Origin of the sequence: Mycoplasmopsis edwardii (genome assembly GCF_900476105.1) — a bacterium.
Taxonomy (GTDB): domain Bacteria; phylum Bacillota_I; class Bacilli_A; order Mycoplasmatales; family Metamycoplasmataceae; genus Mycoplasmopsis; species Mycoplasmopsis edwardii.
Window position 1 is genome coordinate 124476 of the sequence record NZ_LS991951.1, and the last position, 17566, is coordinate 142041.

General features: G+C 27.9%; 18 protein-coding genes. 14 read left to right on the forward strand and 4 right to left on the reverse strand.

Annotated features, from left to right (window positions below; translation table 4 throughout):
* Positions 1 to 61: 61 nt before the first annotated feature.
* The 4 genes from D2846_RS00615 to argS form a co-directional block, all read right to left on the reverse strand.
* On the reverse strand, positions 62 to 640 hold the full coding sequence (locus D2846_RS00615; RefSeq protein WP_145960838.1) for a thermonuclease family protein: 579 nt from the start codon (positions 638 to 640) through the stop codon (positions 62 to 64).
* Between the two features lie 71 nt (positions 641 to 711).
* Positions 712 to 1578 (reverse strand): class II fructose-1,6-bisphosphate aldolase, encoded by an 867-nt coding sequence (fba, locus tag D2846_RS00620; RefSeq protein ID WP_117274998.1) that lies wholly within the window; start codon positions 1576 to 1578, stop codon positions 712 to 714.
* Positions 1579 to 1589: 11 nt separating this feature from the next.
* Positions 1590 to 1859, reverse strand: a complete 270-nt coding sequence (rpoE, locus tag D2846_RS00625; protein ID WP_117274999.1) for a DNA-directed RNA polymerase subunit delta — start codon at positions 1857 to 1859, stop codon at positions 1590 to 1592.
* Between the two features lie 156 nt (positions 1860 to 2015).
* The gene (gene argS, locus D2846_RS00630) at positions 2016 to 3668 is read right to left on the reverse strand and encodes an arginine--tRNA ligase (protein ID WP_117275000.1); all 1653 of its coding nucleotides are present in this window, start codon (positions 3666 to 3668) and stop codon (positions 2016 to 2018) included.
* A 95-nt stretch (positions 3669 to 3763) separates the two neighbouring features.
* On the opposite strand from argS, the gene D2846_RS00635 reads away from it, so the two are divergent.
* The 14 genes from D2846_RS00635 (at position 3764) to rplW (ending at position 17502) form a co-directional block, all read left to right on the forward strand.
* Positions 3764 to 4984: a class I tRNA ligase family protein gene (locus D2846_RS00635; protein ID WP_117275001.1), complete on the forward strand. Its 1221-nt coding sequence runs from the start codon at positions 3764 to 3766 to the stop codon at positions 4982 to 4984.
* Between the two features lie 36 nt (positions 4985 to 5020).
* Positions 5021 to 5731 (forward strand): 23S rRNA (guanosine(2251)-2'-O)-methyltransferase RlmB, encoded by a 711-nt coding sequence (rlmB, locus tag D2846_RS00640; RefSeq protein ID WP_117275002.1) that lies wholly within the window; start codon positions 5021 to 5023, stop codon positions 5729 to 5731.
* On the forward strand, positions 5712 to 6293 hold the full coding sequence (locus D2846_RS00645) for a hypothetical protein (protein ID WP_117275003.1): 582 nt from the start codon (positions 5712 to 5714) through the stop codon (positions 6291 to 6293). The genes rlmB and D2846_RS00645 overlap by 20 nt, the downstream gene beginning before the upstream one ends.
* Before the next feature lie 122 nt (positions 6294 to 6415).
* Positions 6416 to 7603, forward strand: a complete 1188-nt coding sequence (locus D2846_RS00650) for a phosphopentomutase (protein ID WP_117275004.1) — start codon at positions 6416 to 6418, stop codon at positions 7601 to 7603.
* Positions 7604 to 8111: 508 nt separating this feature from the next.
* Complete coding sequence (locus D2846_RS00655; protein ID WP_117275005.1) at positions 8112 to 9554, forward strand: APC family permease; 1443 nt, start codon at positions 8112 to 8114, stop codon at positions 9552 to 9554.
* Between the two features lie 118 nt (positions 9555 to 9672).
* Positions 9673 to 11076, forward strand: a complete 1404-nt coding sequence (gltX, locus tag D2846_RS00660) for a glutamate--tRNA ligase (protein ID WP_117275006.1) — start codon at positions 9673 to 9675, stop codon at positions 11074 to 11076.
* Positions 11076 to 11459 carry a DUF1934 family protein gene (locus D2846_RS00665; protein ID WP_117275007.1) on the forward strand — a complete coding sequence of 128 codons (384 nt, stop codon included), beginning with the start codon at positions 11076 to 11078 and terminating at the stop codon, positions 11457 to 11459. The genes gltX and D2846_RS00665 overlap by 1 nt, the downstream gene beginning before the upstream one ends.
* Positions 11460 to 11586: 127 nt before the next feature.
* Entirely contained in the window at positions 11587 to 13248 is a 1662-nt protein-coding gene (locus tag D2846_RS00670; RefSeq protein WP_117275008.1) for a ribonuclease J, read from the forward strand.
* 4 nt (positions 13249 to 13252) lie between these two features.
* Positions 13253 to 14569 carry a hypothetical protein gene (locus tag D2846_RS00675; protein ID WP_117275009.1) on the forward strand — a complete coding sequence of 439 codons (1317 nt, stop codon included), beginning with the start codon at positions 13253 to 13255 and terminating at the stop codon, positions 14567 to 14569.
* 8 nt (positions 14570 to 14577) lie between these two features.
* Positions 14578 to 14913, forward strand: a complete 336-nt coding sequence (locus D2846_RS00680; protein ID WP_117275010.1) for a thioredoxin family protein — start codon at positions 14578 to 14580, stop codon at positions 14911 to 14913.
* Positions 14914 to 15106: 193 nt separating this feature from the next.
* Complete coding sequence (gene rpsJ, locus D2846_RS00685) at positions 15107 to 15412, forward strand: 30S ribosomal protein S10 (protein WP_117275011.1); 306 nt, start codon at positions 15107 to 15109, stop codon at positions 15410 to 15412.
* Positions 15413 to 15434: 22 nt separating this feature from the next.
* Positions 15435 to 16232 carry a 50S ribosomal protein L3 gene (gene rplC / locus D2846_RS00690; protein ID WP_117275012.1) on the forward strand — a complete coding sequence of 266 codons (798 nt, stop codon included), beginning with the start codon at positions 15435 to 15437 and terminating at the stop codon, positions 16230 to 16232.
* Positions 16232 to 17026, forward strand: a complete 795-nt coding sequence (gene rplD, locus D2846_RS00695; RefSeq protein WP_117275013.1) for a 50S ribosomal protein L4 — start codon at positions 16232 to 16234, stop codon at positions 17024 to 17026. The genes rplC and rplD overlap by 1 nt, the downstream gene beginning before the upstream one ends.
* Before the next feature lie 2 nt (positions 17027 to 17028).
* Positions 17029 to 17502, forward strand: coding sequence for a 50S ribosomal protein L23 (rplW, locus tag D2846_RS00700; protein ID WP_117275014.1), 474 nt, complete (start codon positions 17029 to 17031; stop codon positions 17500 to 17502).
* Positions 17503 to 17566: the final 64 nt, after the last annotated feature.

Genomic DNA, 17566 nt, shown 5'->3' on the forward strand with positions numbered 1-17566 from the left:
TATCTCCTTTTTTATTACATATATTTATATATGTAATAAATTATATCACAAAACTCAATTTTTAGTTTTGATCTAACTTATGATATATATCGCTTAGTTTGAACTTTCAAATTCCTAACTGTTTTATTTTGGCACTTTCTTGTTGCTGTATTAAAGTTTTATGAAAGTTGTACATTTCTTGTGTTTTGGTGTAAAACATTTTATTTGGCGAATGAGATTGTATGAATGCAACTCTTGCAAATCCTTGCGCAATTAACTCTTCATTTAGGGAAGGATTTTTATTGTTGAGGTAAAGTATTGCAACGGTTCTATTATACTGATCACTTGTTATTCGCTTTAGATAAATCATATTAGAATTGTCTTTTAATCTCATTATTACATAATTTTTTGCTATATTTGCATGGATATTTTCATACTTTGCTAATTCGTTTTCATTAACATTTTTCTTCAATGTTTCTGGTGTATCAATACCATAAAACCGTATAGTTTCTGCCTTGTTATTCTCATTTTTAAGAACTATAGTATCACCATCAAGAACTTTTAACACTTGCATTTTGGTGTTTTGTTCATTGAATGTAAATGAACAAGAAATTGAAGGTATAGAGATAAATAACAATAATGTTAGGATTAATCATTTCATATATTTTAATGATATAGTTAATAAAAATGTGAACAAAAAAAGCACCAAAAGGTGCCTTTAATTATGATTAATTATGCTTTGTTGTTTGAACCAAATTCATGAATTTTTTCTTTAACAGTTTCACACATTGCTTCAAATCCTGGTTTGTAAAGTTTACGTGGGTCAAAGTTTTTGCCTTCTAAGTCTTTACCACTTAAAATGTATTCTCTTAAGGCTTTGTGGTTAGCTTGTTGTAATTCTGTGTTAACGTTAATTTTTGTAACACCTAAACTAATAGCTTTTTTAATTTGTTCTGTTGGAATACCACTTCCACCATGTAAAACAATTCCAATACCTGCTGCTGCAGAAATTTCTTGTAATTTATCAAAGTTTAATGATTCTCATGAAGCTGGGTATGGACCATGAATGTTTCCAATACCTGCTGCTAAAACATCGATTCCTAATTGTGAGATTTTTCTTGCTTCTTCTGGATCTGCAAATTCTCCGTTACCAACAATACCATCTTCTTCACCACCGATTGTACCAACTTCAGCTTCGAATGACATATTTTTAGATTTAGCTAATTCAACTAATTCTCTTGTTTTTGTGTAGTTTTCTTCAAATGGGAAGTGTGATCCATCAAACATTAATGATGTATATCCATCTGTTTCAATAGCTTTTTTAGCACCTTCATATGATCCATGGTCTAAATGTAAAGCAACTGGAACTGTGATGTTTAAGTCATTAATTAAACCTAAAACCATTCCACTTACAACGTTAAAACCACCCATGTATTTAACTGCACCTTCACTTGTTGCTATGATGATTGGTGATTTTTCTTTTTCTGCTGTTAATAAAGCAGCTTTTGCTCATTCTAAGTTATTGATGTTAATGTGAGGGATAGCATATTTCCCTTGTTTAGCTCTTTTTAAAATTTCTTTTGCATTAACTAATGCCATTTCAAACTCCTTTAATTAAAATTTTTGTGTCTTGAACTTCAAGTTCCATCTTCATTTCTAAAGAATTTTTTATCAACAGTTAATAAACGGTATAATTCACCAATTCTTTTTTCTCTAATTTTTTCATATGTTTCATTAGGATCTGTGATTAAAAATCTTTTCATTCAAATTTCTTTTAACTCATTTTCAACAATTTCAAAGATTTCGTCAAAAGTAAAGTTTCTATTTGGTTCACTTAAAATTACTTGGCTAGCAACTTCTAGCATTGTAGTATTTTTCATATTACACCTAACCTTCCAGATGATTGTAATTTTTAATAATTATATATTAAAAACCATTTTTTTAAACTCAAAAACTGGAATAGTCATGTTGTACTACAAAAGAAAAAATAAAAAAGTCATGTTATAAACATGACTAAGATTATTTTAAATAAATAATTACATTGTTTCAGGCGCATTTACGCCAATTAAATCTAATGCAACTTTAAAGACTACTTGAACAGCTAAAACTAATGAACTGTAGTGTTCTTCATATTCATGACCTATTAATTTTGTCTCAGCATAAAAACTATTGAACAAGTTTGATAAGTTAAGTAAATATTGACTTAATAAATTAACTTTTGAAGTATTAATAATTGTTCTAATTAATTCAGGAAATTCGTCAAGTAATAAGATGATTTTCTTAGCTTTTTCGGTAATATTTGCTTCAAAATCAATTTTGTAAGGTTTTAAGTTTTTCAGTAATGAAACTGTTCTCGCATATGAATATTGAACATTAAATACTGGGTTATTTGCATCTTTTGAGTTAGCTTCATCAATATCAAAATCGTATTTTGTATTGATTTCTCTTGTTAACATCATAAATCTAATCGCATCAGATGAAGTGTTATCAAGTAAGTCTGCTAATGTAACGCTTGTACCAGCTCTTTTAGACATCTTGAATTCTTCGCCATTTTTAATTAATCTAACTAATTGAATAATTAAAAATTCAAGATTTTTTGGATCATAACCTAATGATTCAATGGCGATTCTCATTCTATCAACATAACCTGAGTGATCTGCTCCCCAAATATTTACTAAATAATCACATTTTTGAAGTTTTGTTTCATGGTAAGCAATATCTGGTGTTAAGTATGTATAAAATCCATCACTCTTAATTAAAACCCTATCTTTATCATCTCCAAATTTAGTTGTTTCTAAAAATAATGCACCATCTTTTGTATATGTATTTTTTGAAAGTTTTTCTAAAACAGGCTTAATTAAGTTATTTTCTGTAAGTTTTTTTTCACTTGAAAATGTATCAAAGAAAACATTAATTTTAGATAAATCTGATTTAATTTTGTTTAATAAAATTTCAGTTGCAACTTCTTTAAGTTTATCGATTTTAGTTTCGTAATCATGTAAAAAGAAGTCGCCATATTTTTCTTTAATTTGTTCAGCTGCTCAAATAATATCTGTTCCTCTATAAGAATCTTCAGGCATTTGCGTAGAGATGCCGAATAATTCTTTATATCTAACAATAATTGATTCAGCTAAAATATTAATTTGATTACCAGCATCATTAACATAATATTCTGCTTCAACTTTGTGACCTGCATGTCTTAAAATTCTCACTAAAGAATCTCCGAACACTGCACCTCTAACATGACCAACATGTAAAAATCCTGTTGGGTTAGCCGAAACAAATTCAACATTAATTTTTTTTGAATCAACAAAGTTTGAACCATAAGATTTGTCTTGATCAATAATGTTTTTAATAACTTCTGAGTATAAAGTTTTATTTACAACAATATTAATGAATCCAGGCGCAGTAACACTTACATATTCAAGATTTTTATCAGATTCTAAAACTTCTTTTACTTTATTTGCAATTTCTAATGGTGCTGCTTTTTTGAACTTTTTAAGAACAAATGCTAAGTTAGTAGAAAAGTCATAATTAATTTGATTTAGATTACTGCTTTCAGGCACATTGGGTTCAGTGATTAAGAAATTTAAATTCTCTAAATCAACTTCTGAATCAAAAAAGTTTTCTTGATTAAGTTTAGCAATAGAATTACTTAAAATTTGTTTAATTTTTTGCTTTAATGTCATAATTAACCTTTCGTTTTTATTAAGATTTAATAGGTATTCTGTATTGATTATTTATATTAATTTTATAAAAAATAAAAAATATTTATAATATAAATATGCTAAAAATTTATGTTTGTGGCCCAACAGTCTACAATTTTGTTCATATCGGTAATTTAAGACCTATTTTAACTTATGATTTAATGCTTAAAGCAGCAAGAAAGCTAGGTATTGAATTCAAGTTTATTCACAATATTACAGACATTGATGACAAAATAATTAATCAAGCTTTAAAAGAAGGTACTAGCGAAAAAGTAGTCGCTTCAAAATATGCAAATGATTATTTAGATTTATTAAAAAAATTTAATGTAGACACTATTTCGAATATAGAATATGTGACTGAAAATTTAGGTGAAATTGATGCTTTAATTAATCAGATGAAACAAAAAGGTGATGCTTACCAAATTAATGGTAATGTATGATTTAATGTTCAAAAAAATGTTGCAAATTATGGTTTGGTTTCAGGTCAAAAACTTGAAAATATGAATTATGAAGATCAAGAGTTTGAAAAGCAAAATGCAGCAGATTTCGCTTTATGAAAAGAAACTGAAGTTGGTATCAAATATGATTCTTCATTGGGTTTGGGAAGACCAGGATGACATACAGAATGTGTTGCTATGATACATAAACATTTTGGTGATGAAGGATTAGATTTACATGGTGGAGGAATGGATTTAACCTTTCCTCATCATGAAAACGAAAACATTCAATATTTTAGTATAACAGGTAAACCGATTACTAAAAAATGATTAAGGACAGGACAAATAAATTTAAACAATGAAAAAATGTCTAAATCATTAAACAATGTTTTCTTAGCAAGAGACTTTATCGCTAAATATTCAACAGATCATTTGAGAATGGCTTTTTTATTAAATTCAATTACATCAATTATTAATTTTGATGAGAATTTATTAAATAACATAAATTTACTATTCAAAAAAATTAAGAAAATTTACTTTTTTAGTTCACTATCAAACGACGATAAAAATCAATATAATGAAAGTGAATTTAAAAGTTTCATGACCGAAATCTATGGACTTAGATTTTCAAACTTTAATAAGAAGTTAAATGAACTTATTAAAGAAATTAATGTTTCAAAAAACCCTTTAAGCATTAATTTATTAATAAATATTCTTGACTCATTAGGATTTAATTTCAAGCAATTTGATTATGATAAATTTGTTCCAATTTATCATGAATGACAAGACTTGTTGAAAGGTAAAAATTATCAAGAAGCTGACAAATTAAGAACAATTTTGCTTGAAAATGACCTTGTTTAAAGTTTACTAATATTATGAAAAATAGGAGCTAGTTATATGAAAGAATTATTAGTGTGTGGAAAAAATTCAGTTATTGATGCATACAACAGCGATATCAAAATTAAGAAGATTTTAATTAGTAATAAAGAAAACATGAAAATGTTCGATAACAAGAAAGTGTTAGTAGAAGTTAAGGATAATGCATTCTTAAATAAATTAACAAATGACAACCACCAAGGATTTGTCGCCTTAATTGAAGAATTGGCATATAGAGATATTGAATATTTAATCAAAAATAAACCAAATATTGTTTTAGTTCTTGATAAAATTCAAGACCCACATAATTTAGGAGCTATTTTAAGAACGGCGAATGCTTCAGGAGTTAAACATATCATTTTTCCAAAAGAGCATTCAGCCTCAATCAACTCTACTTCATTAAAGGTTTCTTCAGGTGGTTTTGTCGGAATGAATTTTTATAGAGTAAATAGTTTATCTGCAACAATAACAAAATTAAAAAAAGCCGGATATTGAATTTATGCTACAGCACTAGATGAACAAGCTGTTCCACACACAAAAGTTAATTACAATGACCCAACTGTTATTGTAGTCGGAAATGAAGGGGATGGTGTATCAAAAAGTGTATTATCAGTTAGTGATACAAAAGTTTATATTAATCAAAGAGGATCAGTGCAATCATTAAATGTTTCAGTAGCGACTGGAATTATACTTTTTGATTACTTAGCAAAATATGAAAAGGATAAAAATTAAGGTTAGTACCTTAAATCAAAATATTATTAATTTTCTTGAATTATCAAATTTAGAAACAATTTCTGAAACTAGATTAATCAATAGATTTCAAACAATGTATGCCAAAGATATTAATATAATGTCTAGAAAACTACATTGGTTATATACTAAAAATAATATTGAATATGATGAAATTAAAAACCAGTTATTAATATGTTTTTGAGATCTTGTAATAGATCCAAATTCCTTAAGTCAACCATACGGGAACTTTAAGTCTTACTTTTGACAAACAATTAAACTTAATTTGCTTAATAGGTTTAACAAAATGTACAATACTCAATACTCATTTGAGTCAACAGTAAGCTATAATAAAACAAATTTAGCTTCACTAAGTCAAAAAATTGCAAGAGCAAATATTGATGTTAAAAATAACTTAACATTAGATAATCTTAAAAGATTTTTAACAAGTGATGAAATGACTTATTTAAACAATAAATTAAACTGTAGAAAACAACTTTTATCAAATCACAAACAGTCAGAAATGTTACAAAATATTAAAAAGAAAATTCAACTATACTTATAAAACAAAGCAACCACTAAAATTGTGGTTGTTTTTTGTGAAATTTTTGTTATTTCTTTTCATTTAATTAGAAAAGTGCTAATATTAAGTTATATAACTTAAAAGTAAAATAAAAGGAGTATTTTATGCCAAAATTTAGAAGAGTATTCATGATCGTAACTGACGGTCTTGGAATTGGGCCTGATCGAGATCAAAAAGCTTTTGGTGATGCAGGTGCAAATACAATTAGATCAGCTTCAATGGTTGAAGAATTTAAAATTGATAATTGAAAAAAATTAGGAATTGGTAATATTACAGATTTAAATGGTAACTATCATGTTTCTAAACCATTAGCTTACATGGCTAAAGTTCAAGAGGTCTCAAATGCTAAAGATACATTAGCGGGACACTGAGAAATGATGGGTATTAAAACACTTGTTCCATTTCCTACATTTACAGAAAATGGTTTCCCAGAAGACTTAATTAATGAACTTTCAAAAGCTTGAGATGGAAGACCAATTGTTGGTAATAAATCATCTTCAGGTACAGATATTATTAATGAATTAGCGCACGAAGAAAAAGAAAGAGGAGCAATTATTGTTTATACTTCAAATGACTCAGTATTACAAATTTGTGCTCATGAAGAATGAACAGGATTAGATAACCTTTATAGATATGCTAAAGCAGCAAGAGAAATTTGTTCATCACGTCCAGAATGAAACGTAGGTCGTATTATTGCTAGACCATATGTTGGTGATTTTGGAAACTTTACAAGAACTTTCAACCGTCACGATTACGCAAATAAACCAGATGAATTAATTTTAAATCGTTTACAAGAAAAAGGTGTTGAAGTTATTTCAATCGGTAAAATTAATGATATTTTTGTTGGTCAAGGTATTTCAACTCACTACCCAAGTGAAGGTGATGCTCATGGAATGGATATCACAATTGACTTAGCAACAAAAGATGGAGAAAACCAATTAATCTTCACAAACTTAGTTCAATTTGACTCTCATTATGGTCACAGAAGAAATGTAAGAGGATACGCTCAAAATATTGCAAACCTTGATGATAAAATCGGTAAACTTATTAATGCTATGAGAGAAGATGACTTATTAATTATGACATCTGACCATGGTAATGACCCATTATATCCAGGCTTCAACCATACTAGGGAATTCTTACCAGCAACAATCTTTTCAAAATCATTTAAGAGCCCAAAAGTTTTACCAAACTTTGAAGGTCTTGGTACATTAGGAAATATTATTGCAAGAAACTTTGGTGCTGAAATTGTAAAAGAAACTGGTGATGACGTTTTCGATCAATTAGTTTAATAAATTTAATACATAAGATAGCCTCTTATGTATTTTTTACACCAAATATATAATTAGATCTTTATTTATATTAAAAATAATATTAGAAATAACTTTGAGCTTTTAAATTCAAGGATACCTAACCTAGAAAAATATTCAAATAACATTCAAAAAAATTCAATTAGAAAAATTGAAAAAGCATTCGAGGAGAAGTTTTACAAACAAAGTTTACTATTAAAATTAGAAAATATTAAAACTCTAGGATATGATAAAGTAGTTGATATAAAAGATGCAGAAACTATTGAATTAGTTTCATTAGAAGAAAAAGAATAAAAGCCATTTTTCTAACAAAAAACACAAAATATGATTGAAAAAAATAAAACAAATACACAAAAGTTACCATTTGCTTATTTTTTTACACCATTAAAAAAGTGCTTTTTTACTCAAAAATAGTAAAAAAATTAAACTTTTTTTATTTTTTAAAAAATAATAAACATACTATAATTTATTAAGTTTTATAAGGATTTATATGAAAAACAAATTTACAGAAAAACAATTTTTATTTTATGGATTAAATTACATTATTGGATTTGGTTTTATAGCAACTATTTCTAGCGTTGTAAGCAAAGGACTATGAGGTATTTTAATTTTCGTTTTAACAGCATTTATCTCAATGTCAGTTATGCTTGCTTTTGCAAGAGGAAGCCAAAACTACGGTAAGGAAGTTGGTGGGACTTATGCATATGCAAAAAAAGCCTTTCCAGGTGATGATTTAAAAAGCAGATTAATTTTATTTTTACAAGGTTGAAACCAATTTGCACAGGTACCATTGTTTTCAGCTACAACACCATTATTTTTTATCGGTTTACTTGGTGAATTTGATTCAGGACATAAAACAATTTATCAATTCTCCGCAATCGCATTCTTTGTTTTATTAACTGTAATTAGTTCCTTTGGTATAAGAACTTCAAAATGATTTATTTTCTTTACTGCAATTATTAAATGATTAACAATTGCAATTGGTTTAAGCATAGTTGCATATTACTCATTTTCAAGTTTCCAATTTGGGGCTAACTTCGAAAAAAACCCAACAATTGATATTAGTATTATAGTTACTTCAGTACTTTCATTCATTTATGCATTTGCTGGTGGTGAAGGTTTAGCGGGTATTTCTGCTGATGTAGAAACAAAAAGATTCAAAAAGATTTTAATGATTATTTTTGGTGTTGTTTTAACATTCTACTTCGTGTTTTACATGGTTTATTTAGGTTTAGATAAAGCAGTATTAAATGGCGAAGGAAGTAGTTCAGTAAACTTTGCAAGAATATTTAGAGTCGGAATGGGTCTTACAGGTGTAATTATGTTTACAGTTGGAACATTCTTTAATAGAGTTGGTTCATCACTCAGTTCATTAATTTACTATGCAAGAACAGTTGTTCCTTTAGCGCAAGATGGATTTATCCCTGGAATTTTTGCTAAAAAATCTAAGAAAACAGGAGAATATAGAAACGCAATTATTTTTGTTGCAATTTTCTCGATTTCATCAATGTTAATTTTTACAACCATTCCTTACTTTTTAGGTATTGAAGACCAATTTGGTGCAGTTTTAAATGCAGGTAATATAGTGTTCTTGATGCAATACTTACTAACAATGTCAACAATTTTATATTTATCAAGAAAAGATAAAACATTCGTTGTACCAATTTGAGAAAAAATTCTATACGTATTAGCGATTTCACTTATCGCATTTATCGTTTTAACAGCTTTAATTCCGCCAATTGTTGGTACAAAATACAGTGTTTCAAGCGCAATTTTATTACCAAGTTATGTTGGTACAATGTTGATTGGTTACTTAATTTGATACATTTGATATTTAATTCAAAAATACCACCCAAACAACTGATTTACAAGAAGTGAAAAAGAAGAAAAAATAGAACCAGCATTCATTTATTCTGCAAATGAAATTGAATAAAAGTGAGCTTTGGCTCATTTTTATTTCGAATTTTACTAGTTAAGAAAACTTGTATACATTTACACATAATTAGGGTAAAATTTATTTATAAATTTAAAACTCATTTTAGGAGAAAGAGATGAAAAAAATTAGAACACGTTATGCACCAAGTCCAACAGGATATTTACACATTGGTGGTGCAAGAACTGCATTATTTAGTTACTTATTTGCTAAACACTTTAATGGAGATTTTGTTTTTAGACTAGAAGACACAGATGTTAAAAGAAATGTTGAAGGTGGTGAAGAATCTCAACTTAATAACCTTGCCTGATTAGGCATTATTCCTGATGAATCTCCGCTTAAACCAAATCCTAAACATGGTAAATATAGACAAAGTGAAAAACTTGAAAGATACTTATCAATTGCTAATGAATTAATTGCTAAAGGTTTTGCTTATAAAGCTTATGATAACACTGAAGAACTTGAAAAGCAAAAAGAAGAAAGCGATGCAAAAGGGATTCCAAGCTTTAGATATGATAAAAATTGATTAAAAATTTCTGATGAGGAAAAATCTAGAAGAGATGCAAATGGCGAATACTCAATTAGATTTTCAATGCCTAAAAATCAAGAACTTTCATGAAACGATATTGTTAGAGGTGAAATTTCATTTAATTCAGATGAAATTGCAGACTGAGTTATTTATAAATCAGATGGGTTTCCAACATATAACTTTGCTGTAGTTATTGATGATTATGATATGGAAATAACACATATTTTAAGAGGAGAAGAACATATCGGAAACACTCCAAAACAACTTGCTATTTATAATGCTTTAGGTTGAGAAATTCCACAATTTGGACACTTAACTATCATCACAAATATGGAAGGAAAAAAACTTTCAAAAAGAGATACTTCATTAAAACAATTTATTGAAGACTACAAAAATGAAGGTTACATTCCTCAAGCAATTTTCAACTTCTTAACTTTATTAGGTTGAACAGCTGAAGATGCTTCTGAATTAATGTCAAAAGAAGAAATTATTCAGAAATTTGACCCAAATAGACTAAGTAAAAGCCCTTCAAAATTTGATATCCAAAAAATGAATTGATTCTCAAAACAATACTTCAAAAACTTAGATAATAATCTAATTTTAGAACAGTTAAATTTAAGCAACATCAATAAAAGTAGTAAATGATTAACTTTATTTGTAGATACATTTAAATCAAGTGTTGCTACAATTTCAGAACTTAAAAATGAACTTAATGTTTACTTAAATTCAAACATTGAAAAATTTGATTTTAATGAAGAAGAATTAAAGGTTGTTAGCGAATTCAAGAACCTATTAAATCAAGCAAACGAATTTACAGTTGAAAATATTCAAGCATGCATTAATAAAACATCTGAAAATACTTCTGCGAAAGGTAAAAAATTATTCTTGCCTATTAGAAAAGCTACTACATCACTTGAACATGGCCCAGAACTTGCTAAAGCAATCTTTTTATTTGGAAAAGAGAAAGTCGATAAATCATTGGAGCAATACTAATGCAACTAAAATTTAAATCAGAAATCAATCAAAATGATAATGTAAAGAACATTGAATTTACAGTTCCAGTAACCGTTTATGATGAAGAAAAATTTAAAGTTCTTGCATTTGATGAACCAAATACAAACTTAAAGAGTATGATTGAACTAAGCGAAGATGAAATCAATATTCACAACAGTAGTTCAACAATATATTTAAAGTATCAGCAAGAACATGAATTCACATTTCATTTAGATCACCAAGGTAAGTTATTTGAGCTTTTATGAGTAACAAATTGAACTAAAAAAGAGTTTAAAGAAAACTATTATAACTTTACATATTCAATCAAATCAAATAATTCACATATTGGTGAATTTACAATAACTTTAGAACTTGTAGAATAAGATTATCACTAGCATTTTGCTAGTGATTTTTTACATCAAAAGAAACTAAAAAATGGTATAATGATTTTAATTAATAAATATATTTATTAAACCTTTTTGTCATTAAATAATTATTTTAGGAGGAAGAATGGAAAATGTTCGCATTTTTGCATTAGGTGGACAAGATGAAAACGGTAAGAACTCATATGTTTTTGCTCATGAAGAAGATTTATATGTTATAAACGCAGGGGTTAAGGTTCCAATTAACTCACAAAACGGTGTTGATACTTTAATACCTGACTTTACACACTTAGAAAAAAACAAGGATAAGATTAAAGGTATTTTTATAAGTGATATTCGTAACGAAAGTTTTTCAGCTTTACCGTGATTAATTATGAAAGTTCCCGGGTTAAGAATCTATACTTCACAACTTAGTAAAGAAATTATTCTTGAAAGACTTTCGAAATATGGAATCAAGAAAGATTCATATAAAATCATTGTTTTAGATGAAAGAAAAAAAATTGGTAACATTTATGTTCAACCAATTTCATTACCAGGTAGTGTTCCAGGAAATATAGGATTTGACTTTATTACAAAAACCGGTGATTATGTTTTTATGTTTAACTTTGTTGAAGGTGATTTAGATATTTTTGGAAGAACTTGATTTTTACATTTACCAAAATTATTTAACAAAAGAAAAGTTGTTGCATTAGTATCTGATGCAGGTAAAACAAACTTTAATGGTAGAGCAATTGATAAGAATAAACTTCCTGACTCAATTACTAAAACTTTTGAAACTGCCAAAAACAATGAAAGAATTATTGTTGGTGCATATAGTGAAGATATGGTTTCATTACACAAAATTCTTAAACTTGCAATTAAGCACAAAAGACCAGTTGTTACATATGGTAAAACTTATGCAGATCTTTTAGAAATCACAAAGAAGCTTGCAGATCAACTTAATAAACCATTAGAATTACCAGAAATTATTGATTACAAACAAATTTCAAAAAATAAAAACGCAGTTGTTTTAGTAACTGGAGCAATTGAAAGATTATTTAGTAGATTTTTAAGAATTACATCAGATGAAGATGTTTACTTAAAATTACTTCCATCAGATAACATTATCATGATAGCTCCCCCAGTAAATGGACTTGAATCACAAGCCGCCTTTACGTTAGATGAAATTGCTAGAGTTTCTAAAAAATTAATTGATGTAGCAGATAATGAATATTTCTACTGTAGACCATACAAAGATGATATTTTAAATTTAATCAAGAATTTAAAACCTAATTTCTTTGTTCCGGCTCAAGGGCTTTATAGATATTTAACTGATGCAGCCAATCACATTGAAAGTGATGATCTTTCAAAAGAAACACAAAGCATTGTTTTATTAAATGGTAAAATACTTCATTTCCAAGATGGTCATAAAATATCACACAGCGGAAAAATTAAAGAAGTTGGTGATGTTATTGTTGATGGTTTTGGAGTTGGTGACATTTCATCTGAAGTTATTGCTGAAAGAGAAGTTTTAGGCAGAGAAGGTGTAATTATCATTAATTCACTTTATGATGCAAAGCAAAGAAAAATTATTGGTAAATTACACATTAACTATGTTGGTGTAATTGACGGCAATGAGCAAGAAGAAATGAATAAATTAATTAAGTCTGTAATCATTGAGTTAATCTCAGGCAGAGTATATTCATCAATGTTTGAACTAAATGAAAAAGTTAGAAAATCAATTAGAAAGAAAATATTTAAAACAACAGGCAAAGAACCATTGGTTGCTTTAACGCTTACACAGGTTTAATCTTATGAAATTAAAACACATATACAATAAATTAAATATTAAGTATGTTGAAAAAAATGACAAAATTTCTTTATCAAGAAAATGAAATAAAAAAGACATTATTTTAAATAGTATCTTTATTACTTTATTTTTATTTATGGTTGCAAATGCAATTGCATACTTAGTACCTAATGTTGCAGACAATTTTAAAATATTTTATATATTCTCATTTGGTATTGCTTTTGGTGGAGCAATATGAATCTTTATTCCATTCATTGCAATTATCTTATTATTAAGAATAATTAATTCAAACATGGAATCAAAAAGCATTTACTGAACTACAAGAAGACATAAAGTTTATTGATGAGTTTTCAAAAAGAAAGTTACTTCAATTGCCTTAATGTTATTTATTGCTTTAGTATTACTTTATCACGTTGTTTTACATTTTGTTAATCCAGAACTAAACACATTTGATTTTAACACCGCGAACCTTGATGTTTTATTTACAAAAGGATGATGATACCAATTTTATGATTTATATAAAGACTCAAATGATATTAACTTAAATTTAATTAACAACTATTCGGTTTTTAGAAATGTAGGATTTTTATTTGATACTTTATCAAATATTACATACTATCTTTCTATATCATTCATTTCACCAATCTTATTAATTATTATTTTAATATTAGCGTCAATCAAAATTTTATTTGCACCAAAATTATTTATCAAAATCAATGGTAAACGAAAATTATGATTCAAAAAATCAATCATTGATGAAAAGACATACATCAAATCACCTAAATCTATATTTATATTGACTGAATCAACTGAATTGATTTTTGAATTCTTTGAATTTTTAGAAACTTTAAACAAAGATTTAAGGCTTAAAAATGAAACAGTTAGAAGTTTAAGGAAAAAGGTTCTTAAATCATTATCTATTAATAACTTAGATAAAGCAATCGAATCATTCTTAAAACTTAAAGCAAACGAGCAAATTGAACAAGCACCTGAAATATTTGAAGAAACCTATATTGATGATCAAGTTGATGAAGCACACCAAATAGATGATAAACTATTTTATGAGACAGCTGAACTTGATATTCCTGAATTTGAGCAACCAATTTTAGTACAACAAGAAATTAAGAAACCAGAACCTATTATTGAAGAACATATAAATAATATAGAAGTTGCAGTTCAAAAAGAATTTAATGTTAAGCATCAAGAACAACAACCTTCAATTAATAATGAAGGAAAAGTTGAAGATAAAAAACCAGAGTCTAAAAAAGAGAATGAAAAACCAAACTTAGAATGGCTTGATAAATTAGCGCCATTTGATTAGGAGTTATAATGTTTGAAAAAATGACATGAAAAAATGCTGAAAACGAAATTAAGAAAAATAAAGATTTAATTTTCCTTACTTTTACAACTGAATGATGTGGTGATTGTAAGATGATGAAAAGAACTTTTGATAATATCGCAAATAAATTTAATGACAAATCAGAGATTCGTTTCATTAACGTGGACGCTGAAGAAGCCAACTTATTTAGAAATCCCGATACAAAATGAAAAGTTTTAAAAGTCCCAACAATGATTTTACTTGAAGGAGAAGAAATCGTTCAAAAAGCATTTGAATATGTTCCTGAAGAAGTGTTATCAAACTGAATTGAGAAGAAAGCTTTATAGTTGATACACCAAAAGGAGTTGTTAGAAAATAAAACGGAAAAAAATGATTTCCGTTTTTTATTTTTTGAATTATAATAGATTAGCAACTATAACTGTGAACTATAAGGTTGTTAGCCCGCCAAATGTTGTTGAGGACGTGCTAAGTTTTTATAGGGAGTTATGTTCAAAAAATAGAACAAAGGAGACAACCCAAATGAGTAAATTAAACATCAAGGTTAAAGGGTTTGACCACGTTACTGTTGACCAAGCAGCTAAAAAAATCTTTTTAGCAGCCAAAGAAGAAGGTGCAAAAGTAAGTGGACCAATTCCATTACCAACAAAAAGAGATGAAATTACTATTTTAAGATCTGTTCACGTTAACAAAAAATCACGTGAGCAATTTGAAAGCAGAACACACCAAAGATTAGTTGTAATTACTGATGCTTCTGCAAAAGCAAAAGATAAAATCGAAAGACTTGAATTACCAGTTGGTGTAGGAATTCAAATCAAAGTTAAATAAAAAAATATCTTAAGGAGAAAATATGAAAGGAATCTTAGGACGTAAAGTTGGTATGACTCAAATTTACAGCGAAACAGGTGCAAGAATACCTGTTACTGTAATAGAAGTACAACCAAATGTTGTATCAAAAGTTTTAACAAATGATAAAAATGGTTACGTTGCTACACAATTAGCATCATTTGATAAAAAAGAAAACAGATCAAACAACCCAGAAAAAGGTCATTTCAAAAAAGCTAATACAACACCTAAGCGCTACGTAAAAGAAGTTCGTGACATGTCAGGTTATGAACTTGGACAAATTATTAAAGCTGACATTTTTGCAGCAGGTGAACTTGTAGACATTACAGGAACATCAAAAGGTAAAGGATTTGCTGGAACAATTAAAAGACACAACCAACACATTGGACCTAAATCACACGGTGGTGGTGGTGGATCACAACCGGTAAGACAAACAGGATCACTTGGGGACATCTCAGGTAACAGAGTTTTCAAAGGTATGACAATGCCTGGACACTTAGGACACGTTAAAACAACAGTTCAAAACTTAGAAGTTGTTAAAGTTGATTCAGAAAACAATTTATTATTAATTAAAGGATCAATTCCTGGTCCTAAAAAATCATTTGTTGTTATTAAACAAGCTGTTAAAGGGTTACCAAACCGTGAACAAATTAAACTTGTTGACATTGCTGAAGTTTTAAAAATGAATGAATTAGTTGAACATGCTAAAAAATATGGAATTGAAGTTAAAGTTGGAATGCATTCATCAGAACTTGAAGCTTTAATTAAAGAAGCAGAAGAAAAAGCTGAAGGAGATAAATAATGGCTGAAACAAAGAAAAAAGTTGCTTCTACTGCAACTGCAACAAAAAAACCAGCAGCTAAAAAAGCTACATCAACAACTACAAAATCTACAACAGCTAAAAAGACTACTTCTACATCATCAAAAACAACTACAGCTAAAAAACCAGCAGCTGTTAAATCAGTTAAAGTAAGTGTACAAAAAGAAGCAAAAGTACAAAAAGTTTCATTTGAAGCTAAAAACTTACCACAAAACTTATTTGCAAGTGAAAAAATTTATGAACAAGCAATCTTTGACTCTATTCTTTCAGAAAGAGCTTCAAGAAGACAAGGTACACACCAAGTTAAAAACCGTGCTGAAGTTTCAGGTAGTGGTAAAAAACCATGAAGACAAAAAGGAACAGGTAGAGCACGTCATAGCTCAATGCGTTCACCTATTTGAGTAGGTGGTGGTAGAGCATTTGGTCCACAAGCTAACAAAAATTACTCACTTAAAGTTAATAAAAAAGTTAAATACGCAGCATTCTTATCTGCATTAACATTATTAGCAAATGATAAAGCAGTTTTAGTAAACGATTTATCATTAAAAGAAATTAAAACAAAAGCTTTAGTTAAACAATTAGAAGAATTAAAAGTAAATCACTTAAAACACATTTTAGTTGTTACAGAAAATGAATTTGTATTTAAATCATCATTAAACTTACAAAATGTTAATGCTGTTAAAGCGAACTCAGTTACTGTTGAAAACTTAATTGGTGCAGATGTTATGATTATTTCAAATGAAAGTCTTGAAATCTTAAAAGAAAGAGGTAGATAATTATGGAATTAACAAAAGTTATTAAATCACCTATTCTTACAGAAAAATCAGATAGATTAAGATCAAACGAAAAAAACCCAGTTTTCACATTTAAAGTTGACTATGCAGCAAACAAATACCAAATTAAAGAAGCTGTTGAAACAATTTTTAATGTAAAAGTTGAATCAGTAAACACAATTAAAATTGATAAACAACCAAGAAACATTGGTCGTTACCACGGGTTTACAAACCGTTACAAAAAAGCAATGGTTAAATTAGTTGAAGGAAGCAACCTTAACTACTTACCAAGTGATGAACAAGAAGCAAAAATCGTTTCTGACGATAAAAAAGTTGCTAAAAAAGAAGCTAAAGCTAAAAAATCTTCAGATGTTGAAGCAAAAGTTGCTAAAAAAATAGCTACTAAAAAATCAGTTGCTACAAAAACAACTGCAGTTAAAAAACCTGCTACAACAAAACGTAAAGTTGGTGGAGAATAATTATTTCACCTTCTAAAAAAGAAAAATAATAAGATATTAAATATAAATAAGCGGAAATAAGTGC